Source organism: Amycolatopsis sp. NPDC059021 (assembly GCF_042739895.1).
In the GTDB taxonomy this organism is placed as follows: domain Bacteria; phylum Actinomycetota; class Actinomycetes; order Mycobacteriales; family Pseudonocardiaceae; genus Amycolatopsis.
Map to the genome: position 1 here is coordinate 13,598 of NZ_JBHYIQ010000003.1, position 20,315 is coordinate 33,912.

25 protein-coding genes and 1 tRNA gene are annotated in these 20,315 nt (G+C 69.3%); 13 read left to right on the forward strand and 13 right to left on the reverse strand.

Going from position 1 to position 20,315, the window contains the following annotated elements; genetic code table 11:
• Positions 1-5: 5 nt before the first annotated feature.
• Entirely contained in the window at positions 6-500 is a 495-nt protein-coding gene (locus ACFWX1_RS02050; protein ID WP_378382954.1) for a thioredoxin family protein, read from the reverse strand.
• A 113-nt stretch (positions 501-613) separates the two neighbouring features.
• The gene (locus ACFWX1_RS02055; protein ID WP_378382955.1) at positions 614-1,081 is read right to left on the reverse strand and encodes a MarR family winged helix-turn-helix transcriptional regulator; all 468 of its coding nucleotides are present in this window, start codon (positions 1,079-1,081) and stop codon (positions 614-616) included.
• Between the two features lie 24 nt (positions 1,082-1,105).
• Between ACFWX1_RS02055 and ACFWX1_RS02060 the strand changes: the two genes are divergently transcribed.
• The 3 genes from ACFWX1_RS02060 to ACFWX1_RS02070 all read left to right on the forward strand — a co-directional run bounded on the left by ACFWX1_RS02060 (position 1,106) and on the right by ACFWX1_RS02070 (position 4,118).
• Entirely contained in the window at positions 1,106-2,500 is a 1,395-nt protein-coding gene (locus ACFWX1_RS02060) for an MFS transporter (protein ID WP_378382956.1), read from the forward strand.
• Positions 2,501-2,530: 30 nt separating this feature from the next.
• Positions 2,531-3,097, forward strand: a complete 567-nt coding sequence (locus tag ACFWX1_RS02065; protein ID WP_378382957.1) for a carboxymuconolactone decarboxylase family protein — start codon at positions 2,531-2,533, stop codon at positions 3,095-3,097.
• Between the two features lie 247 nt (positions 3,098-3,344).
• Positions 3,345-4,118: a hypothetical protein gene (locus ACFWX1_RS02070; RefSeq protein WP_378382958.1), complete on the forward strand. Its 774-nt coding sequence runs from the start codon at positions 3,345-3,347 to the stop codon at positions 4,116-4,118.
• Here the strand turns inward: ACFWX1_RS02070 and ACFWX1_RS02075 are convergent.
• Positions 4,093-5,040 (reverse strand): sigma-70 family RNA polymerase sigma factor, encoded by a 948-nt coding sequence (locus tag ACFWX1_RS02075; protein WP_378382959.1) that lies wholly within the window; start codon positions 5,038-5,040, stop codon positions 4,093-4,095. The two genes, ACFWX1_RS02070 and ACFWX1_RS02075, sit on opposite strands and share 26 nt — an antisense overlap.
• A 51-nt stretch (positions 5,041-5,091) precedes the next feature.
• Between ACFWX1_RS02075 and dnaG the strand changes: the two genes are divergently transcribed.
• The 3 genes from dnaG to ACFWX1_RS02090 are packed head-to-tail and all read left to right on the forward strand — an operon-like array spanning position 5,092 to position 8,354.
• A complete protein-coding gene (gene dnaG / locus ACFWX1_RS02080) occupies positions 5,092-7,014 on the forward strand; it encodes a DNA primase (protein ID WP_378382960.1) in 1,923 nt (640 codons plus the stop codon).
• The gene (locus ACFWX1_RS02085) at positions 7,011-7,532 is read left to right on the forward strand and encodes a hypothetical protein (RefSeq protein WP_378382961.1); all 522 of its coding nucleotides are present in this window, start codon (positions 7,011-7,013) and stop codon (positions 7,530-7,532) included. The genes dnaG and ACFWX1_RS02085 overlap by 4 nt, the downstream gene beginning before the upstream one ends.
• Positions 7,533-7,592: 60 nt before the next feature.
• Entirely contained in the window at positions 7,593-8,354 is a 762-nt protein-coding gene (locus ACFWX1_RS02090) for a trans-aconitate 2-methyltransferase (RefSeq protein ID WP_378382962.1), read from the forward strand.
• Positions 8,355-8,358: 4 nt separating this feature from the next.
• On the opposite strand, the gene ACFWX1_RS02095 is transcribed toward ACFWX1_RS02090, so the two are convergent.
• Positions 8,359-8,535: a hypothetical protein gene (locus tag ACFWX1_RS02095; RefSeq protein WP_378382963.1), complete on the reverse strand. Its 177-nt coding sequence runs from the start codon at positions 8,533-8,535 to the stop codon at positions 8,359-8,361.
• Positions 8,536-8,707: 172 nt separating this feature from the next.
• Here ACFWX1_RS02095 and ACFWX1_RS02100 point away from each other — a divergent pair.
• Both ACFWX1_RS02100 and ACFWX1_RS02105 read left to right on the forward strand, forming a co-directional pair.
• Positions 8,708-8,780, forward strand: a tRNA-Asn gene (locus ACFWX1_RS02100).
• An 86-nt stretch (positions 8,781-8,866) separates the two neighbouring features.
• Entirely contained in the window at positions 8,867-9,724 is an 858-nt protein-coding gene (locus tag ACFWX1_RS02105) for an SAM-dependent methyltransferase (protein ID WP_378382964.1), read from the forward strand.
• 25 nt (positions 9,725-9,749) lie between these two features.
• On the opposite strand, the gene ACFWX1_RS02110 is transcribed toward ACFWX1_RS02105, so the two are convergent.
• Both ACFWX1_RS02110 and ACFWX1_RS02115 read right to left on the reverse strand, forming a co-directional pair.
• Positions 9,750-10,631: a cyclase family protein gene (locus ACFWX1_RS02110; protein ID WP_378382965.1), complete on the reverse strand. Its 882-nt coding sequence runs from the start codon at positions 10,629-10,631 to the stop codon at positions 9,750-9,752.
• 125 nt (positions 10,632-10,756) lie between these two features.
• Positions 10,757-11,347, reverse strand: a complete 591-nt coding sequence (locus tag ACFWX1_RS02115; protein ID WP_378382966.1) for a TetR/AcrR family transcriptional regulator — start codon at positions 11,345-11,347, stop codon at positions 10,757-10,759.
• A gap of 87 nt (positions 11,348-11,434) precedes the next feature.
• Here ACFWX1_RS02115 and ACFWX1_RS02120 point away from each other — a divergent pair, with 87 nt between their 5' ends.
• Together ACFWX1_RS02120 and ACFWX1_RS02125 are read left to right on the forward strand one after the other, a co-directional pair.
• Positions 11,435-11,899 (forward strand): hypothetical protein, encoded by a 465-nt coding sequence (locus tag ACFWX1_RS02120; RefSeq protein WP_378382967.1) that lies wholly within the window; start codon positions 11,435-11,437, stop codon positions 11,897-11,899.
• Positions 11,900-11,972: 73 nt separating this feature from the next.
• A complete protein-coding gene (locus ACFWX1_RS02125) occupies positions 11,973-12,278 on the forward strand; it encodes a hypothetical protein (protein WP_378382968.1) in 306 nt (101 codons plus the stop codon).
• A 2-nt stretch (positions 12,279-12,280) separates the two neighbouring features.
• On the opposite strand, the gene ACFWX1_RS02130 is transcribed toward ACFWX1_RS02125, so the two are convergent.
• Entirely contained in the window at positions 12,281-13,162 is an 882-nt protein-coding gene (locus ACFWX1_RS02130; RefSeq protein ID WP_378382969.1) for an NAD(P)-dependent oxidoreductase, read from the reverse strand.
• A gap of 34 nt (positions 13,163-13,196) precedes the next feature.
• Positions 13,197-13,766, reverse strand: coding sequence for an NADPH-dependent FMN reductase (locus ACFWX1_RS02135; protein WP_378382970.1), 570 nt, complete (start codon positions 13,764-13,766; stop codon positions 13,197-13,199).
• 94 nt (positions 13,767-13,860) lie between these two features.
• On the opposite strand from ACFWX1_RS02135, the gene ACFWX1_RS02140 reads away from it, so the two are divergent.
• Positions 13,861-14,325: a MarR family winged helix-turn-helix transcriptional regulator gene (locus tag ACFWX1_RS02140; protein WP_378382971.1), complete on the forward strand. Its 465-nt coding sequence runs from the start codon at positions 13,861-13,863 to the stop codon at positions 14,323-14,325.
• A gap of 69 nt (positions 14,326-14,394) precedes the next feature.
• Here the strand turns inward: ACFWX1_RS02140 and ACFWX1_RS02145 are convergent, their stop codons facing one another.
• On the reverse strand, positions 14,395-14,991 hold the full coding sequence (locus ACFWX1_RS02145; protein ID WP_378382972.1) for a TetR/AcrR family transcriptional regulator: 597 nt from the start codon (positions 14,989-14,991) through the stop codon (positions 14,395-14,397).
• 55 nt (positions 14,992-15,046) lie between these two features.
• Here ACFWX1_RS02145 and ACFWX1_RS02150 point away from each other — a divergent pair, with 55 nt between their 5' ends.
• Both ACFWX1_RS02150 and ACFWX1_RS02155 read left to right on the forward strand, forming a co-directional pair.
• Positions 15,047-16,312 carry an amidohydrolase family protein gene (locus tag ACFWX1_RS02150; RefSeq protein ID WP_378382973.1) on the forward strand — a complete coding sequence of 422 codons (1,266 nt, stop codon included), beginning with the start codon at positions 15,047-15,049 and terminating at the stop codon, positions 16,310-16,312.
• On the forward strand, positions 16,309-17,169 hold the full coding sequence (locus ACFWX1_RS02155) for an alpha/beta hydrolase (RefSeq protein WP_378382974.1): 861 nt from the start codon (positions 16,309-16,311) through the stop codon (positions 17,167-17,169). Before ACFWX1_RS02150 ends, ACFWX1_RS02155 begins: the two co-directional genes overlap by 4 nt.
• Positions 17,170-17,455: 286 nt before the next feature.
• Here the strand turns inward: ACFWX1_RS02155 and ACFWX1_RS02160 are convergent, their stop codons facing one another.
• The 4 genes from ACFWX1_RS02160 to ACFWX1_RS02175 form a co-directional block, all read right to left on the reverse strand.
• On the reverse strand, positions 17,456-18,190 hold the full coding sequence (locus ACFWX1_RS02160; protein ID WP_378382975.1) for a ceramidase domain-containing protein: 735 nt from the start codon (positions 18,188-18,190) through the stop codon (positions 17,456-17,458).
• 405 nt (positions 18,191-18,595) lie between these two features.
• Positions 18,596-19,120: a GNAT family N-acetyltransferase gene (locus ACFWX1_RS02165; protein WP_378382976.1), complete on the reverse strand. Its 525-nt coding sequence runs from the start codon at positions 19,118-19,120 to the stop codon at positions 18,596-18,598.
• 268 nt (positions 19,121-19,388) lie between these two features.
• Positions 19,389-19,541 carry an NAD(P)-binding domain-containing protein gene (locus ACFWX1_RS02170; protein ID WP_378382977.1) on the reverse strand — a complete coding sequence of 51 codons (153 nt, stop codon included), beginning with the start codon at positions 19,539-19,541 and terminating at the stop codon, positions 19,389-19,391.
• A gap of 301 nt (positions 19,542-19,842) precedes the next feature.
• On the reverse strand, positions 19,843-20,151 hold the full coding sequence (locus ACFWX1_RS02175; RefSeq protein WP_378382978.1) for a hypothetical protein: 309 nt from the start codon (positions 20,149-20,151) through the stop codon (positions 19,843-19,845).
• Positions 20,152-20,315 lie beyond the last annotated feature (164 nt).

Below are 20,315 nucleotides of genomic sequence, written 5' to 3' on the forward strand. Positions count from 1 at the left end.
TGTAGTTACCGCGCGCGGGGGGGGGGGGGGGGGGCGGGGGGGCGCCCCCGCCGGGGGGGGCGCGCCGCCGCCCCCCCCCCTCCTCCTGTCGGCGCGGAAATGGTGGCTCCAGAGGGCAGGGCCACACGGTTGGAGCAAAACACGGCGACACCACCCCGATGCAAGCGGCCATCGTCGGCGACTTTGTTGGCGATGTCGTACCTGCGCGTGGTCTCGGGATCGTCGTCGATGTCGACCTTCGCCACGATGAGGCGGCCGTCGTATTCCCTGGCGACATCCGCGAGAACGGGGTCCAGCGCCCGGCACACATCACTCCACACGGCGCCGAAAGCCGACAACGACGGCCGTTCACGGACTGCAATGGCGTTCCCGCGAAGTGTATCGGCCCGCGGATCGAGGACGCAGGGGCCAGTCGAGCTGTGGAATTCGCCGCGAAGACCCGAGCAGGACCACCGGCGACCCCACCACCCCACGGCGAGAGAGCGTGCTTGCACCCGCATCGGTCATCGGAAGTCGCGCGAGCCGCCGGCGAGCACACGTAAGTCCAATGTGGACACTTTGTTCGCGGCGAGGGAGCCGGTGTCCTGAGCGGATGGCTCCGGCAGGCCAGGCCTCATGAGCCTTCGGGTGAGTCCAGTACTTCGGTGGCGAGTCGTTCGAGGTAGCCCGCGAAGCGGGTCCGGTCGGCGGCGGGCCAGTGGCCGACGAGCGCGTCGAAAGCCTGCCGCTGGAATGTCTGCGCCGAGTGCAGGAACTTCCCGGCTTCGTCGGTGAGCTGGAGTGCCGCGCGCCGCGCGTCCCGGCTGGACGTCTCGCGTCGTACGAAACCGTCGCGGACGGCGTCGGTGATCATCCGGCTGGCCACCGAACGGTCGATTCCGAGCTGGCGGGCGACGTCGGCCACCGTCACTTCATCGGGGCCCGCGCCGGCCACCGCCTGGATGACGAAGAGGTTCGGCACCGTCCAGGTGGGCGGTGCGTCCTCGTCGAACCGCTGGACGACGTCCGGTGCCCACTGACGTGCCCAGTGCCGGACGAGCCGGAACAGTGCCGGACCGCCATCGGGCCTTGATGCGTGCATAAGGCACGTTATAACGTGTGCTTTATGCACGCAAACTCGCCTCGTGCCCGGAACCTCGCGTTCGCGGGTGTCCTGCTCGGCATGGCCATGGCGCAGCTCGACGGCCTGGTGGTCGCGGCGGCCTTGCCGTCGATCGCCGCCGACCTGCACGCCGGCTCGGGCCTCGTCGCCGTCACCGCGGCGGGCCTGCTCACCACGACCGTCGCGACGCCGCTGCACGGCAGGCTCGGCGACCTCTACGGCAGGCGCGCACTCTTCGCCATCACGTTGCTGATCTTCGCGGCGGGCTCGGCCTGGTGTGCCGCCGCGCCGGACATCGGCAGCCTGATCGCGGCGCGCGCCCTGCAGGGGCTGGGCGGCAGCGGCCTGATCGTCACGGCGATGAGCGCGCTCGGCGAGCTGTTCGACCGCGACGAGCTGCTGCGCCGCCAGGGCTGGCAGACCGCGGTGTTCGCGGCGGCATCGGTCGGCGGTCCGCCGCTGGGCGGGCTGATCGCCGCCGGGCCGGGCTGGCGGTGGATCTTCCTGATCAACCTGCCGCTGTGCGTGCCCGCGCTGGTGCTGGGGTTGCGCGGGTTGCCGAGGAAACCCAGCCGTGCCAAGGAAAGGTTCGACGTCTTCGGCAGTGTCCTCCTGGTCGTCGGTGGTTCCGCGCTGGTGGCGCTCGGCAGCGTCGACGGGCTCGCCACCAGTCCTTTGTGGACACCCATGCTGGCGGCGGCAGCGGTGGCGTCGGCGGTGCTCTTCGTCCGCCGTCAGCGGAGTGCCGCGAGCCCGTTGATCTCGCCGAAGGTGTTCGCCGACCGGGTGCTGGCCCGCTCCGTCGTGGTCAACGGCCTCGCCGGGGCGGCGCTCTACGGCACGTATACCTACGTCGCTCTTCTCGTCGCGCTCGGTGCGGGAGGCGCCGCGCGGACGGGGCTCGTTCTCATCGCGATGACCGCCGGTCAGCTCGCGTTGTCGGCGTCTTTCTCCGTGCTGGCAAGGAAACGGCCGAGGATGACGGCGTGGGCGCGGTTCGGGTGCGCGCTCGGTGCCGGAGGGCTGGCGTTGTGCGCGGTGGCGCCCGCGCTCGACGACGCCGCGCGGTGGATGGCCCTTCTGCCCGGTCTGTTCGCGATGGGGGCCGCGTTCGCGGTGTGCACGGCGGCGTACACGGTGCTGGGGCAGTCTCGCGCCGCCAGGGAGAACATCGGCGTCACGATGGGTTCGCTGACGTTCGCGCGGCAGGCGGGCGGATTGCTCGGGACCGCGGTGTTCGGCTGGCTCGCCCTCGCCACGACCGGAGGGCTCGAGGCGCCCGGCCTCACCGTCGTCTTCGTGGCCGCGGCCGGGGTCATGATCGCGGCGTGGTGCACGTCACCCGCGCGGGGCGCGGAAGCTGTCACATCCTCCGGCGCTGTCTCGTCCTCCTCGTAACCGCAGGTAAACGAGTTGGAGGAGGCAATCATGCCGCGTATCCCCGCGAAGAAGACCAGCGAAGCCGGGCTCTTCCTCAAGCTGTTCTACAAAATGGCGGGCAAGCGTTACGGCGCCGTCCCGGAGCCGGTGGCGGTCACCGCCCACCACCCGGGGCTGCTGCGGGCGAGCGTGGCGCACGAGATGCTGGTGGAGCGGGCGATGAAGAAGCTCCCCAAGAACGTCTGGGAGCTGGCCGTGTACCGCGTCGCCACGCAGCTCGGCTGCTCGTGGTGCGTCGACTTCGGGACGATGCTCCAGCTGCACAGCGGTCTGGACATCGAGCGGCTGAAGCACATCGACGACTACGCCACTTCACCCGCCTTCGACAAGCAGGAGCGGCTCGCGCTCGCCTACGCCGACGCGATGACGGCGAGCCCGATCACCGTGACCGACGAGCAGGTGGCCGAGCTGGAGGCCGAGTTCGGCAAGGAAGGCGTCCTCGAGTTGACGTACCAGATCGCGTTGGAGAACTCGCGGGCTCGGATGAACAGCGCGCTCGGCATAGTCGCGCAGGGCTTCACCTCCGGCGACGCCTGCCAGGTCCCGCTGCCGTGAACGATTCGTAACCCTCGGCCGTGTCGTCCGACTAGGTACGCGTGTCGTCCGGCCAGGTACGCGTGTCGTCCGATTCTGGACAACGGGAATGGACGACACGCGTACCTCAACGGACGACACGCGTACTCAGGTGGACGACACGTGCGGCGGGTCCGACCTCGGGCGGACTCCGCGACTCCGGCCCCGGGGCGACGCGCGGGCAGGCCCGGAAAGCCAGGATTCCCTTGTCACGAAAGGGGAATCCATCATGCACCTGCTCGCAGCCGAGCGGATCAAACTGCTCAGCACCCGCTCGCCGTGGGCGTGCGCGCTGCTCACCCTCGCGGTTACCACGGGATTCGCGATGCTCGTCGCGGGCGGCGCCAGCGAGTCGAAGGATCTGCCGACGGTCGCCACGACGCAGTTCGGCTACCGGTTCGGGCTCGCCGTCGTGCTCACCCTGGCCGCGCTCGCGGTGACCACCGAGTACCGCACCGGCACGATCCACACGACGTTCCAAGCCGTTCCGTCGCGGACCCCGGCGCTGGTCGCGAAGGCGGCGGTCGTCGCGGGTTTCGCGTTCGTACTGGGGGAAGTCGCGGCGTTCGGGTCGTGGGCCGCGTGCCTGGCGGTCGCGCCGTCCGGTGCGGACCTCGCGCTGGACAGCGTCGCGGACTGGACGATCCTCGCGGGCACCGGAGTGGTGTACGCGCTGGGCGCGGTCGCGGCGGTCGGCGTCGGCCTGCTGATCGAGCACAGCGCGGGCGCCGTCGCGGTGTGCATCCTCTACCCGCTCGCGGTCGAGGACCTGATCAGCGCGATCCCGGAGGTCGGCGAGCCGATCCACCGGTGGCTGCCGTTCAACGCCGCGACGAAGTTCCTCAGCGGCACCGGCGGCGCGAGCGGCGGACGCAGCGGCGGCAACGCGAACGTCCTGTCCGACTCGCCGCTGCCGCAGCCGTTCGCGCTGGCCTACTTCGCCGCGTTCGCGTTCGCGGTCCTGATGGCCGGGATGGTCACTGCTCGACGACGGGACGCGTGATGCCGGTGAGCTTGTCCGGGTTGACGACGTCGTAGAAGGCGACGATCTTCCCGTCCCGGATGCTCACCGCCTGCACGTGCTCGTCCATCGGCAGGAAGCCGTCCTCGGCGGGCGCCGGCGGCATGTAGATGCCGAGGTCGCCGTTGACGAGCACCGCCGCGCCCCGGCCGAACGCGCCCGGCGGGTACTTGCGCTGCAGGCCGGTGTAGAAGCGCACCAGCTTGTCCGCGCCCACGATGATCTGGCGCGTGGTGCGGCCCTTGCCGTTGGAGTCGCCGATGAGCACGACGTCGGGATGCAGCACCTCGGCCACCGCGCGGACGTCGCCGGTCATCAAGGCGGTGACGAACTTCTCGAGGACCTTGGCCTGCTCTTCGAGGTCGACACGCGGGGGCGGGTCGGCGTCGGCCAGGGCGCGCCTGCCGCGGGAGCCGTGCTGGCGCGCGGCTTCCGTGCTGCAGCCCAGGATTTCGGCGATCTCGCCGAAGGGCACGGAGAACGCGTCGTGCAGCACGAACGCGACGCGTTGTTCGGGGGTGAGCTTGTCGAGCACCACCATCGCGGCCATCCGGACGCCGTCGTCGCGGACGGCGGCTTCCAGCGGATCCTCGCTCACCGGCTGCCCGAACGGGGTCACGATGGGTTCCGGCAGCCACTGCCCGACGTACCGCTCCCGCTGCACCGGCGCCGACCGCAGCCGGTCGAGGCAGATCCGGCCGACCACGGTGGTCAGCCAGCCCCGCAGGTCGCGGATGCCCGCGCGGGTGCTCTCGGCCAGCCCGCTCAGCCGCAGCCAGGACTCCTGGACGGCGTCCTCGGCGTCGGACCGGGCGCCCGTCAGCCGGTAGGCGACCCCGATCAGGTGAGACCGGTGTTCGGCGAACTCGGCGGCGAGTCCGTCCAGGGCCGTGGGCGTGCTCATACATCGAGTGTGCCGTATGGCTCCGGAACGGGGAGAACTAGAGTGGTTCCCGTGGCGGGACGTATTCGGGAGAGCGATATCGCGGAGGTGCGGGAGCGGAACCGGATCGACGAGGTCGTCGGTGAGTACGTGGCCCTGCGCCGCGCCGGTGGCGGCAGCCTGAAGGGGCTGTGCCCGTTCCACAACGAGAAGACCCCGTCGTTCAACGTGCGCCCCACACACGGCACCTTCCACTGCTTCGGCTGTGGCGAGGGCGGCGACGTCATCAAGTTCATCCAGAAGATCGACCTGATCTCGTTCGTGGAGGCGGTCGAGCGGCTCGCCGACCGGGTCGGCATCCGGCTGAACTACGAGGGTGGCGGCGGCAGCGTCCAGCGGGATCGCGGCACCCGCTCGCGGCTGATCGAGGCGCACCGGCTGGCGCAGGAGTTCTACGCCGAGCAGCTGCTGACCGACGAGGCACGGACCGCGCGGGACTTCCTGTCCGAGCGCGGGTTCGACCAGAACGCGGCACGCACGTTCGGCTGCGGCTACGCGCCGGGCGGCTGGGACAAGCTGACGAAGTTCCTGCTGACGCGCGGGTTCGAGGTCAAGGAGCTGCTCGCGTCCGGGCTGTCGAAGGAGGGCCAGCGCGGCCCGATGGACCGGTTCCACCGGCGGCTGGTGTGGCCGATCCGCGACGTCGGCAACGACGTCGTCGGCTTCGGCGCGCGGCGGCTGTTCGACGACGACCGCATCGAGGCGAAGTACCTCAACACCTCGGAAACGCAGATCTACAAGAAGTCGCAGGTCATGTTCGGCCTCGACCTGGCGAAACGCGAGATCGCCAAGCGGCACCAGGTGGTGGTCGTCGAGGGCTACACCGACGTGATGGCGATGCACGCGGCGGGCGTGCCGACCGCGGTCGCCTCGTCCGGGACGGCGTTCGGCGAGGATCACATGAAGGTCCTGCGGCGGCTGATGATGGACGACGACGCCTTCCGCGGCGAAGTGATCTTCACCTTCGACGGTGACGAGGCGGGGCAGAAGGCCGCGCTCAAGGCGTTCGAGGGGGACCAGACCTTCGCCGGGCAGACCTACATCGCGGTCGCGCCGGACGGGATGGACCCGTGCGAGCTGCGCCTGGCCAAGGGTGACGCCGCGGTGAAGGACCTGGTCGCGCGGCGGACTCCGCTGTTCGAGTTCGCGATCAAGAGCATGCTCAAGCAGTTCGACCTGGACTCGGTCGACGGCCAGGTCGCGGCGTTGCAGAAGACCGTCCCGATGGTCGCCTCGATCAAGGACAGGGCGCGGCGGGACGGTTACGCGTCGAAACTCGCCTGGTGGGTCGGCTGGCAGGACGTCGCCCAGGTGGTGAACCGGGTCCGTGGCAGCGCGGGCGCGGCAGACAAACGAGGCGGCGCGGCGGTTCCCACGCGACGTCAGTCCCAGCGGCAGCAACAAGAGGCCGCGGCGTCCGCCGCCGCGGAGGCGCAGGACCTGCCCCGGCCCGCGCCGGACGACCCCCGGTTCATCGGACAGCGCGAGGCGCTCAAGGCCGCGCTGCAACAGCCCGCGATCGCCGGGCCGGAGTTCGACTCGCTGCCCGAGGAGGCGTTCACCCACCCGGTGTACGTCGCGCTGCACCTGGCGCTGCTCAAGGCGGGCGGCGCGGCGTCCGGCCTGACCGGACCGGCGCTGCTGGACGCGGCCACGCCGCACTGTCCACAGGGGACGGTCCGGCGGGTGCTCAGCGAGCTGTCGGTGGAACCCTTGCGCGCCAAGGGTGAAGTCGATTCCCGCTATATCTCCGGAGTCCTCGCGGGCGTCCAGGAGAACCTCGTCGGCAGGCAGATCGCCGACATCAAGTCGAAGCTGCAGCGGCTGTCGCCGGTCGAGGCGCCGGACGACTACCGCGCGTTGTTCGGCGACCTCGTCGCGCTGGAGCAGTACCGGAAGGCGCTGCGGGAGCAGGCGAGCGGCGGCTGGGAATGAGCCTGCTGCGCCGGCTGCTCGGCGACCGGACCCCGGACGGTTTTCCCGGCGAGCTGGCCGAGGGCGAAGACGTCGTCGACAGCGCCCGCGTCGAAGGTGGCGGGCATCTCGTGGTCACCGCGCTCGGCCTGTGGGTCCCGGACGGCGACGGCGCGCGGCGCGTCGGCTGGCACCTCGTGGGCAAGGCGGCGTGGGCCGACGGCGTGTTCACGCTGACCGAGTCCGAGGAGGCCGGCATGGCCGGGGGAGCGGTCCTGCTCACCGACCGCGCGCCGGTGTCCTTCCGTCTTCCGGCGCCGGGCAAGGTGCCGCACCACGTGCGCCTGCGCGTCGACGGCTCGGTCCGCTCGCGGCACCGGCAGGAGCTGGCAGGCGGTGGCGCGTGGTTCGTGCAGCGCAAGATCCCCGGCCGCGACGGCGTCGTGCTGCAGGCGCGGCCGGACCCTGGCACGGACGTCGAGCTGGTCGCCGCCATCGCCGAAGAGGTCGCCGCGAAGCTGGCCAACCCCCGCGATTAGCAGTACGCTCGTACTGGTTGCAGCAGTACGAGCGTACTGTTTGCTGCGCGGAGGTGAGCCATGTGGGATCCCGCCAAATACCTCGACTACGCCGATCTGCGGGCGAGGCCCTTCTACGACCTCGTCGGCCGGATCGGTGCGACCGCGCCCCGCCGCGTCGCCGATCTCGGCTGCGGGCCGGGAAATCTGACCGTCGACCTGGCGAAGCGCTGGCCTGAGGCGATCCTGGAAGCGAGCGATAGTTCACCCGAAATGGTGGCCGCGGCGCGAGGGCGCGGCCTCGACGCGCAGGTGCTCGACGTGCGGGACTGGGTGCCTGAGCCCGACACCGACGTCGTCGTGTCGAACGCCGTCCTGCAATGGGTTCCCGGCCACGAGGAACTGCTGCGCCGCTGGGTCCGGCAGCTGCCGGAGGGGGCCTGGCTCGCCGTCCAGGTTCCCGGCAACTTCGACGCGCCCTCGCACGCGCTGACCCGCGAACTCGCCGCGTCGCCCGCCTGGGCCGACGTGCTCGGCAAAGGCTTCCTGCGCGACGAAGACGCCGTCGGCACTCCGCGTGACTACGCCGACCTGCTCGCCGACGCCGGATGCGGCGTCGACGCCTGGGAGACCACGTACATGCAGCCACTGTCCGGCCAGAACGCGGTGCTGGAGTGGATCACCGGCACCGCGCTGCGGCCCGTCCGCGCCCGGCTGGACGACGCGGACTGGCGGCGATTCCGCGCGGACCTGATCCCGTTGCTGGACGAGGCTTATCCGACGCGCCCGGACGGGACGACCTGGTTCGAGTTCCGGCGGGTGTTCTTCGTGGCCAGGGTCTGAGCGTTCACCGGCCCCGGCCGAACTTCTCGGACAGCTTGGCGCGGGCGATCCCGGCGGCGCCCTGGACCATCGGGTGATCGACGATCCGGCGGTAGGCCTGCACGAGCTGGTCGTACCGCGCCCTGCCTGCCTTCGCGCCCAGCACGTAGCCAAGGCCCGCACCCAGCAGGAACTTCTTCATCCGCCCCACGCCTCCTGTCGATCTTGCCCCGACGGCCATTGTCCAGGAAAACCGGCCGCGGTGGGCGGGACGGTTAACAGGGGGGTGCCGTGCGGGGGCTCGGCGGCATGGGCTAAAGTTCTTCTCGTCGGACGGAGAGAGCAACTCCGGCGGCGCGAGAAGTGAATAACGATCCCCTGTAGCTCAACTGGCAGAGCATTCGGCTGTTAACCGGAGGGTTCTTGGTTCGAGTCCAAGCGGGGGAGCGCAAGCCCAGGTCAGTGACCTGGGCTTATTCGCGTTCAGGGTACCAGGGGCGATTTCGATTGCCCGGGACGGGCCGGGAGGTGGCGTGGCGCAGGAATCCGAGCAGCCTTTGCCGGGGGTGGACCTGGAGCGTCCCAGTGTGGCGCGGGTCTATGACTGGTACCTCGGTGGTACGGCCAACTGGGCCATCGATCGTGAGTTCGGCAAGAAGGTCCTGTCGGCGTTTCCGGCCGGGTTGTACTGCGCCAGGGCCAATCGCGCGTTCCTGCATCGCGCGGTGCGGTACCTGGTGCGGCGGGGTGTGCGCCAGTTCGTCGACATCGGCTCGGGTGTTCCCACGATGGGCAACGTGCACCAGATCGCGGACGAGGTCGCGCCGGACTCCCGCGTCGTCTACATCGACCACGAACCCGTCGCGGTCGCGCATTCCCGGATCCTGCTGGAGCGTCACGGTGATCCCGGCCGTCACGCGGTGATCCACGGCGATCTCCGTGACCCCGACGTGCTCTGGCAAGCCGTCGCGGACACCGGAGTGGTCGATCTCGGCGAACCGCTGGCCCTGCTGGTCACCGCGGTGCTGCACATCCAGCAGCTCGGCCCGGACGGCAGGGATCTGGGGCCGGAGGCCATCGCGCGGTATCGGGAGATGCTGCCCTCTGGCTCCTTTCTGGTGCTGTCCCAGCTCACCCATGAGGGACTGCCCGCCGACATCGCCGGCCAGCTGCACGCGGTCATCCGGATGTACGACAACGACGTCAGCAAGCACGTGCTGCGGTCGAAGGCGGAGATCGGCGCGTTGTTCGGCGACTTCGAACTGGTGGAACCCGGCGTGACGTGGACGGCGGCCTGGCACCCCGAGGAAAGCGGGCCCGACACCCCCGTCATCGACTTCGCCGATCCTGGCGAGGCCGCGATGCTGGCCGGGGTCGGGCGCAAACCCTGACCGGCGGCGCGAGGCCGTCGTCCGGTCAGAACACGGCGATGGGGTTGACCGCGATGCCGGTCAGGCCGTGGACGCGCGGCGGGGCGACGGTGAGCAGGAAGCTGTAGCGTTCGAGCTCCGCGCACAGCGCCGCGAGGTCGTCGAGCTGCGATCCGTCGATCAGCGGCATCGCCATCCGGCCCAGCGCGACGCCGTGCAGCGGGGACGGGCCGCCGGGGTCGAGCGGCGGGTAGGCGTCGCCCCGGTCGCCGGTGTAAAGGGCGACGCCGCGGCGGTGCATCCAGCGCACCGCGTCGAGGCTGATTCCCGGAGTCGGTTTTCCCGGAAGGAGCGGGTCGGCGGGCCAGCCGAACCGTACGGCCAGCGCGTCGCCCGGCCGTACCTCGACGCCTTGCCGCTGCTCGGCGTCCTCGAGGTCGCGTGCGGTCACCGCGTGCCCGGACGGGAGCGGTTCCTCGATCGCCAGATCGAGCAGAACCCCGCGCGTCACGATTCCGGCGGCGAAGGCCGTCGTCGAGGCGAAGGTGACGCCTTCGGCTGTCACGACCTGGTTCCGCGGACGACCGGGGTAGACCTCGTCGCCGGTCGACCAGTGCGCCAGCGCGTCGATGTGCGTCGACTTCGCGTGACGGTTCGTGAGCAGCATCAGATCGGCCGCCACGCCGATCCCGGTGTGGGACATCATCTGCTGCACGGGGGAGACGTCCACCGTCGTGGGCGCGAACGGGCTGCTGATCATCGGGTTGGGCGTGATCGGCTGCGCCAGCGACGCCCATCGGCCGGTCCGCACCTCCGCGGCGGCGTTCGCGCGCACGTCGTCGGTGATGAGGTTGAGCGTGCCGAGTTCGTCGTCGGATCCCCACCGGCCCCAGTTGCCGGGCAGGTCAAGATCAGTCGGATTAGCCACGCGGCCAGGATCGCGGAAGAGGATGCCGCGGGGAAGCGGGCCGGGCAGGTCCGGGACTTTCGGACACCACGAGGTCGCCGGCGGGGCATATCCCGCCCCGGGCGATGCCGAACGTTGCGGTGTGGTCAGGAGCGGGGCACCGCGTCGGCCCGCTCCAGTGCTCCCATCAGCGCGCCGACACACATTTCCCGCAATTCCGTCCGGGAGAAGGACTGGGTTGTCAGCCATTCCACACACAGCACGCGGACGAACAGCAGCCATCCGGTCAGCGCGGCGGACATCAGGTCCCGTGCGTGCTTCGTCAGACCGGAGGTGTCGAGGAGCCGTTGCCGCAGCACGGCCAATTCACCGGTGATGACGGCCTGGATCACCGGATCGCCCGCCAGGGTGTGGTTGGCCGCCAGGACCGTGTTGCGATGGGCCAGGAAATAGTCGAAATGCGCGTCCAGGCCCGCGGTGATCTGTTCGGCCATCGGGACGGCCGGGTCCGGTTCGGTTTCCGCGAGCAACCGGTCGGCCGCCTGCTGGTACACGGCCGCGAACAGGTCGCGTTTGGTGGGGAAGTGCCGGTAGAGCAGTGCCCGGGAGATGCCGGCGTGCCCGGCGATCTGCTCCATCTGTACCGCGTCGTAGGGCTGGGCCGCGAACGCCCTGGCGGCGACGTCGAGGAGCTGAGCACGGCGCTGGGCGGGATCGAGCCTGCGGCGGGGCGTCACGCCGCCAGCTTAGTTGACACCTGCCTACCACGGCCGTACGGTCAGTCTTAGTAGACAGGTGTCTACTTATAGTGAGTGAGGTATTCCGTGCAGGTTCAGCGCATCACCATCGAGCCGGCCGACGCTGTCGGCGCTCTGCCGTCGTCCGGCTACGCCGGGGCGTTCGAACTCAGCCATCCGGTCACCGGCGACCGTTCACCCGAGCAGTGGGCGCGCGCCGTGTGGGAACAGGCTCCGGCGCTGGTGCGCCGGCTCCTGCTTGGCGGGTGGCGGATCGGCCTCGGCCTGCGTCTCGGCCCTCGGGACACGCCGGCACAGGTGCTGGGCTGGACGCTGACCAGCGCGACCGGGCAGGTGGCCGTCCTTGATGCGCGGTCCCGGCTGCTGACCGCCCGCAACGTCGTCGAACTTCGCGGTGCCCGGGTGCGGTGGACTACGTTCGTGCGCTTCGACACGCGGCCGGCGAGGGTGCTGTGGTCCCTCGCCGTGCCCGTGCACCACGTCATGATGTCCTACCTGCTCCGGCGCGCCGCGGAACAAGAACAAGGCTGACGCGCCGGAGCCGGTACGGCCCGGCGTACCCGTAAACAGCCGACCGAACGGATCACGGCCTATGCTGCGCGACGTGGACATCACTCTACTGTGGATAGTCGTCGCGCTGCTGGCCCTGGGCATCGTCGCGGGCGCGACCCGGGGATCGGGCACCAGGTCACTGGAGTACCGGCTGGCCAGGGTGGAACGCAAGCTCGATCTCGTGCTCGATCACCTCGGCGTCACCGAGCCTGCCGACGATCTCACCGCCGAAGTGACGGCGTTGCTGGCCCAGGGCAAGAAGATCGTGGCGGTCAAACGCTATCGCGAGGTCACCGGCGCCGACCTGCGCGATGCCAAGGAGGCGGTGGACCGGATCGGCCGCGGCACGACCCGGTGACCTCAGGCGAGCCCGCCGCCGGAGCGTCGCCGGGTGACCTCGGCGATGCTCGCCCAGTCGAGGTCCGCGCCGATCTGCTCGACCGCGGTGGCGAACACGTCGCGCAGGACCGGTCCGGTGGGCAGTTCGACGCCGAGTTCACGGGCGGAGCCCAGTGCGAGGTCCAGGTCCTTCAGCCCCAGCGTCGTGGTGAATCCCGGCGGCGTGTAGGTGCCCGTGGCGATGGCGTCGCCGTAGCCTCGGTAAACCGGGCCGGGAAAGACGGAGTCGGTGATCATCTCGACGAACCGCCCGGCGTCCAGACCGGCGCGCTGCAGTAGCGTGACCGATTCGGACAATGCCTGCAACGCGTGGATGATCAGGTAGTTGACCGAGATCTTCGCCGTCGGCGCGGCGTCCACGGCGTCACCGAAGTCCCAGACCCGCCGCCCGATCGCGGCGAGCATCGGTTCCGCCTCGGCGCGCAGGCCCGCGTCGCCGGAGACCAGCACGGCCAGCTTCCCGGCCAGCACGGCTTCCGGGCGGCCGACCACCGGGGCACTGAGGTAGCCCCCGCCGAGCGCGGCGAATTCGCGGGCGGCCTCCGGGCTGACCGTCGCGTGGTTGACGTGGGTGAAGCCCTCCGGCGCGGAGCGGATCCGCTCCGCGGTGAACACCTGCCGCACCGCCTCTTCGTTGCTCAGCATGGAAAAGACGGTTCCGGTGGCGATCGCGTCCTCGGGCGCCTCGCCCCGGGTCGCGCCCCGCGCTACCAATGCGTCGGCTTTGTCCGCGCTACGGCTCCACACGGTGACCTCGTAACCCGCGTCGAGCAGGCGGCCGGCGATGGCATTGCCCATTCTTCCGAGCCCGATGAAGCCCACCCGGCGCGATGTGTTCGGCATGATTGTTTCTCCCTTTTCTCGGAACAGCGTGCGGTCATTGGCCGTCGGCGAGCGCTTCGGTCATTTCTTCGTCGATCTTGCGCAGCAGGGCGCGGTTCGGGCGCAGCGTGCCGTCGAGGTCGCGCAGCTGCCAGTTGTCGTCCACGTCCTGGTCGGTGATGACGGCTTCGACATGCGTGTCGAGCACCCGCATGTGCAGTCCGCGCAGGACGCCGATGAACTGTTCGGCGGCCTTGTTGCCGCCGCGGGTGCCGTAGGTGAGCAGGCTGGCGGGCCGGTCGTGCCATTCCCGGTAGAGATAGTCCAGCGCGTTCTTGAGTACCCCCGGATAGCCCCAGTTGTACTGCGGGAAAACGAACAGGAATCCGTGGTAGCTCTGGACGAGCTTGCTCCAGGCCCGGGTGTGCTCGTGCTCGTACTGCTGCAACGCGGCCTTGACGGGCTCGTCCAGGAACGGCAACGCGATTTCGGCGAGATCGATCAGGTCGTAGCCGAGGTCGCTGTCCTCTTGCAGGCCGTCGCGTGCCCAGGCGGCGATACCGCCGCAGATGCGGGTGGGACGGGTGCTGCCGATGACGACGGCGACGCGCTTCTTGTCTCCCATGGGAGCGCACCCCCTTTGGTTGGTCACACGTACTGTTGGTGTCACGAACCAAAATAGTTGGTGTCACGAACTCGGTCAAGCTAACCTGGGCACTGTGACCACTTCCTCAGCCAACGGCGCCCGGACGCCGGACCTGGACCTGATCGACGGACTCATGCAGCTGTCGTTCATCGTGCAGGCGATCCTGGGGCGCCTCGCCGGAGAACAAGGCCTGTCGGTCACCCAGCTGCGGATGCTCGCCGTGCTCGACGACCGCGAGATCGGCATGCGGCAGCTGGCCGGCATCCTGGAACTGGAGAAGTCCAGCGTCACCGGCCTTGTCGACCGCGCCGAGCGGCGTGGGCTGGTGCGGCGGATCGCGGTCCCCGGCAACCGGCGCGCCGTCCACGTCACCGTCACCGAGGCCGGCCGGGCCGTCGTGCACCTGGTGCGCGAGGCGGTCCGGGCCGAGCTCGGCCAGCTGGCGGGCACGCTGAGCGACAGCAGGCAGGATTCCTTTCGCCGCTCGATGGAAGTGCTGATCCGGTACTACGTCACCCAGCACGCCATTCCGTTGTGAGCCCGGGCCGCGAGATTTCACCGGCACTCTCGGCATTCCCCGGCGTGCCGTCGCCGCGATACCGCAGGGTCAAGGACCCGGATGCGTTCGTGGCCCGGAGGGGTCCTTGCTCATGCGCAGGATCAAGGCGACCGCGTCCTCCGAGTGGGCGCCTGGAGTCAGAACTTCCTGCAGGAGCAGGCCGCGAATCGCGGCAACGGTGACGGTGGCCAGGGTCAGTGCTTCCTTGGCGTCGAGCCCTTCGCGTTCCGCGAGCGAGGCCAGCATCTTGGTCAGGTCGCCGAGCGAGTCGATGAACTCGCGAAATTCCTCCGGGCTGTACGCGGCCAGTCCTACGACGTGGAAGAAGCCGCGAATGCGGGACAGCTGTTCCGGGCGGGTGTAGGCCCGCCAGATCGCCACGACGAAGTCGTCGAAGGTGCCCTGCCGGGCGACCTCGAAGAGCGCCTCGTTGTCACGGGATCGCAGTGCCCCGAGCATGGCGGCCAAGACACCCGGGAGCGACCCGAAGTGGTATCGCAGGAGGGCGTGGCTGGTCCCGGCCCGGGCTGCGACCTCGCGGAGCGACACCTCCGGCGAGGGAAGGGCACCGTCGAAGGCGTCGAGAAGCCGGGTCAGGAGACGCTCGCGTGCGTCGCCGGTGCGTTCCGTGCTTGACAGGATCACTCCCACAGTTTATCCATTGGAAAAGAGAGGTCGAGGGCGTTGTGCTGCGTCACACATGGTCGCAGCAGGCTCGCGACGGCGGAGGGAACGACTCGTGGGAAGACTTCGGATAACCGGCGCGACGGTCGTCGACGGGTCGGGTCGCGACCCCGTCGACACCGACGTCACCGTCGAAGACGGGCGTATCGCCCAGCTCGGTGCCTCCAGCGCATCCGGCGAGCGCCTCGACGTCACCGGACTGACGATGACGCCCGGCCTGATCGACGCACACGTCCACTTAGGACTGTCGAGCCCGATCCAGCCGCAGTTCTCGTTCCGGCTCAGTGCCGCCGAGATCGCGGCGGACATCTTCGCCACGGCCGGCACGACGCTCGACGCCGGTTTCACGACCGTCCGGGACACCGGCGGGATCGACGGCGGTGTCGTCACCACGATCGCCAAGGGCAAGGTCAGGGGGCCGCGCGTCCTGTCGTGCGGACCTGTCCAGTGCCAGACCGGCGGGCACGGCTACTACGGAGCCGACTGGGAACCCACCGAGCTGTGGAGCAGTCATCACGTTCCGGGTCTGTGTGCCCTGTCCATGATGTCGGGCAACGCGGACGAGCTGCGAGGCAACGTGCGCGAGGCCTTCCGTCGCGGAGCCTCCTTCCTGAAGCTCTGTGTGACCGGCGGAGTGGTCGGGGCGCACGACCGGCTGACCGACACCCAGTTCACCGTCGAGGAGATCGCCGTCGCTGTTCAAGAAGCCGCGGCACGGGGCACCTACGTGACTGTTCACGCCCACAACAACGACGGCATCCGGAACGCGGTCGAGGCCGGGGCGCGCTGTGTCGAGCACGGCACCGACCTCGACGAGTCCACGGCCAGCCTGATGGCTGCTCGCGAGGTCGCCCTTGTGCCCACGTTCGCCGTCGTCGAGCAACTGCTGCGGGACACCGCTGGAACCGGCCTCGACGAGTCGGTCCGCGAGCGTGTGCTGGGTGTTCGTGAGCGGATGACCGAGGCGCTCGCTGTCGCAAGGGAAGCCGGAGTGCGGATCGGGCTGGGCTCCGATCTCATCGGTCCGGTGCAGGACCGTCGAGGCGACGAGCTCAGGATCCGCGCGGAACTCGAGACGCCGATGGACGCCCTCGTGGCGGCCACCAAGACCAACGCCGAGATCCTCGGACTGGCCGATCAGGTGGGGGTCATCGCTCCCGGCATGCAGGCAGATCTCGTGTTGTGGAACGGAAACCCGCTCGAAGACCCGGAATTGTTCGCCGACCCCGCCAACGCCGTCCTCGTTCTCCAGGCCGGCCGAGTTGTGAAGGACCTCCGATGAGCACCATGTGGCAGGGTTGCCTCGCCGGCACCGACTACTTCGAGACGCGTTCCAGCGGTGGGCACGACTACGGCGTCTGGGTCACCACGCCACCGGGCTACGACCCCGCCACGACGCGAGCGCCTGTCGTGTATGTGCTCGACGGCAACTGGGCCGTGGGCATGACGGCTCCGCTCATCGTCACCCAGCTCGACCCCATGCAACGGATCCAGCCGTATATCCAAGTCAGCGTCGGCTACGCGGGCGAGGAAGCACGGCACTGGGATCGGCTGCGCAACAGGGACCTCGTGCCACCCGGCGAGCCCATCGCCCAGGAACTCGTCGACGCCGTGGAGATGGGAGTGCGAGCGGGCGCGAGGACACGCGAGGAAGCCGACGCCTACCTCGCCGAATTACGCGACACCCACGCCGACGCGTTCCTGAACTTCCTCACCGCGGAACTGTACCCGCGGATCGAACGCGACTACGGCACAGCCACGAGCGGTCACGGCCTTTTCGGCTACTCCTACGGCGGACTTTTCGGCCTCTACACCTGGCTCACCGGCAGCACGCTCTTCGAAAGCATCGGAGCGGGCAGCCCCGGCGTCACCGGTGAGGACAGTCGGATCTTCGCCCAGCTCCGAGAAATGGGGGACAGCCGGCCTGCCGCCGAGCTGCACGTGACCCTCAACGAGCAAGAGCTACTCGGAGACCTGGCCATCTACCAGAACCTCACGAAGAACGCGGCCACCGTCCTGCACCGCCTCACCTCCCGTGGCGCGGCCGTCACCAGCGCGATCCTGCGCGAAACGCATGTGACCGGCTTGCAGGCCTCCTTCCTCAGCTACCTCAGGACCTGCCGTGCCAGGCGCCGGTAAGGCCACGCCCGCAAGGTGGCCTTACCGGCCCGAGAGTCCTCTGTGGACACTGCTGGTTCAGGCGCATGGGATCCGGGGCAGCAGCAGCCGCGGTCGCTGCTTTTCGGTGCCCTCCCGGGTCTTCACCTGCCCGGCGACCGCGTGCGCCCAGCCGAGACCGCTCGGACACTTCCCGCACCGACGGCTGGTCCTGTCCCTCGGCGAACAACTCGCGCACGGCGTTGTGCACCGCCGCGCGGGTACGGGCCGTACGACCTCCAGGACGAGTTTCTGCCATGCGGCCAGGCTATCCGGCGGGATGAGCGACGGCATCGGAGCTGCCGGTCGCGGCAGGGGTACCCGGCTCGCCGGAGCGGCGTGTCCGCTGCCAGTGGGCGACCAGTGCGCGAGACAGCACCAGCAGCACGGCACCGTTGAGCAGGTGCCAGAGGAAGTGGGTGCCGAGCGGGAATCGGGCGCAGGCCGCGAAATCCAGGGTGCGGAACAGCAGCGCGCCGGCGAACAGGACCGTCGCCAAGGCGAACGCGCGCCAGTGCGCGGCCCGTTCCCGTTCCCTGGACAGGGCGAGCGCCACGGTGCAACCCGCGAGGGTCGCCAGTACCGGAAGATAGGGCAGCGAACCGTTGATGCTGCGGTTGCCGAACACCAGCACGGTCGCGGCGCAGACGCCGGCGAACACCAGCACTCCCAGCCACGCGCGAGACCAGGTCCAGCGCCAGAACCAGTGCAGGTACGCGGCCAGATAGCAACAGACGAACACCCCGATCGGCACCACGTCCAGCAACTGCGACCACGCGGTGGCCACGGTGTGGAAGACGAAACTGCCCACCCCGATCACCGCCATCAACACCACGAGCACCGTGAGACTGGCCGGGACCGGAACCCGGGTTCTGCGCTGCGTCCGCCAGACGATCACCGCCGCGAGGACGAACACCGCGTTGCTCAGCGCGTTGACCGGTTCGGCCCAGAACGCCGGGGAAACCCGCTCGCAATAGTCGTGTAGGTGGTTCTGCCAGTTCACTCCAACTGCTTTCTTCCAGCGAATAGCCGAAAATTCCGAGCGTCGCGGCTTTCCGGGGCGGAGAATTACCTGCGAGGTTTACGCGGAGCATAACGGGACTTTTCGCCGCGGCTCCGCAGTCGTGCCCTTCGGGCCACGAATCGTATCCGCGGTCCCGGGACGATCGCGTGAGGTCCTCCTGGGGGAGGGCCCGGGTCGTTTCGGGGCACGGCCGGACGCGGCCGTGGTCTGACGTCTTCGCGGCCGTCCGGCGGCACCGTGGGAGTCACGCAGCGACTCGACCGCGCCCTCAGTCGGGACAGTCACCTTCGCCGACAGTGGCGCGCGTGTCGACTCGGAGAACCAGTCCGCCGACGGGGCCGCCGTACCTGTTCTTGGCCTGGCTTATGCCGGCTGCGCCTGCGGCTAATCGGCCGCAGGCGGACCGATCGGCAGTTGAAAGAAGACCCAGAGCTCGTGGAGGTCCTGCGGGATTTCCGTCCCCGGGCAGGGCGGCCTCTCGACGAAACCACGTGAGCGGTACAAACGCTGGGCCTCCACCATGAATCGGGCAGTGTCAAGCCTGACAGCCGACGCCCCCATCCGCTGTGCCTCTTCCAGCAGGCCATCGAGCAGGAGCGAGCCGACGCGCAGGCCACGGCACTCAGGCACCACGTACATCCGCTTCACCTCCATGACACCGGGCTCCAGAGACCGCAGTCCCGCCACCCCCACCAACCCGCGGTCCGAGTCCTCCGCCACCAGCAGCACATTGGACGAACCACCGTACTCTCCCAGCGAATCCCGCAAGCCGGAAATATCCGTGGGTGCACCACGAAAACCAAACGTTTCCAGGAACTGCCGATGAGCCTTCGTCATGTAGTCCACCAACAGTGCGGTGACGTCCTCGGCCTCGTCAGCGAGATCGGCAGGTCGGATAGTGATGGACATGTTTCCAGTACCTCCTGGGTGTTCCTGCCCGCTCGACGGGTAGCCGAACTTGTTATCAGCGGTTCGCCACCCTTGCTCGCCTGTCGTTGAGAGTACAGACGCTGTTCATAGAGCCGACCGGCGTAGGTGACCACGACATTTTTCCTACCCGGAAAAACCCGGGGTTTGTCCACCTTGGCCACCATGCCGGGCGTCGATGCGGCACGGGCGGTCGTGTACGGGAGCGGCAGGACCGAGCTGATGGCCGACAACAGGTTGTTGAGTGCCTTCAACGCGTGCGCGGATCCGGCGGGGCCGACGTGCCCATTGCGCGCAGCAGGGGAAGGGCTCCCTCGTAGTCTTCGGCCGAACCGCGCGCCATGATCGTCAGCTCGCCGGTCGCGGCCTTGCGTGGCCCGCCGGAAACCGGCGCGTCCAGCATCGCTACGTCGCGCTCCCGGAGACGCCCGGCCAGCTCCTGAGTGGCGTGGGGCGCCGACGATCTCGCGCCAGGCTTCGAAACCGGTCTGGAAGGCAACGATTCCGGCCCCGGGCAAGGAGATCTCTATCGCTCCAGGATCTCCCTCGGGGTGACGCCCAGGTCGAGGGCGACCTTGATATGCCTCTGGATGTGCCCTACTGGTGGAGAGGTGTTATTCCGAGCGTGCGCAATTCCCGCCGATCCGATCAAGAGGGGCCGGGCGGCCCCTCTTGATCACGACACTATCGTCGCCGGTGACGAGCTACTTGCCCTGGCTGACCGGCGCGGGCGTCGGCCGCCCGGGGACGGGGATGTCGCCGGGGCCCGGCGTCCCGACCGGCGCGGGGATCAGGCACCCGGCGGGGATCGGGGTTGCCGGGACGGCGCCCGGACCGGGATCCCCAATCTGGATCGGGCCCTTCGGCGGCTCGAGGACCGGGCACCCGGACGACGGTGCGGATCCGCCGCCAGCCGGCATGTCAGTGGTGCTGGCGAACGCGGAGCTGCCGGTGCCAAGCATGATGGCCAGGCCGGCGACGACCATGGCGCTGCGCTTCAAGAACAAGGACATCAAGATTCCTTCGGTTGGCTGTGGAGTACGCCGAGGCGGTTGGGCCGCGGCGTACTCAATGAAGCCAGATCGGTATTATGGTCAGCCTATGCCGATCTCCATATGGTCGCCATAAGTCCGTGATGGGATAATTGCGGTGGCACCGATTCGGGGCAGCGCTCCGG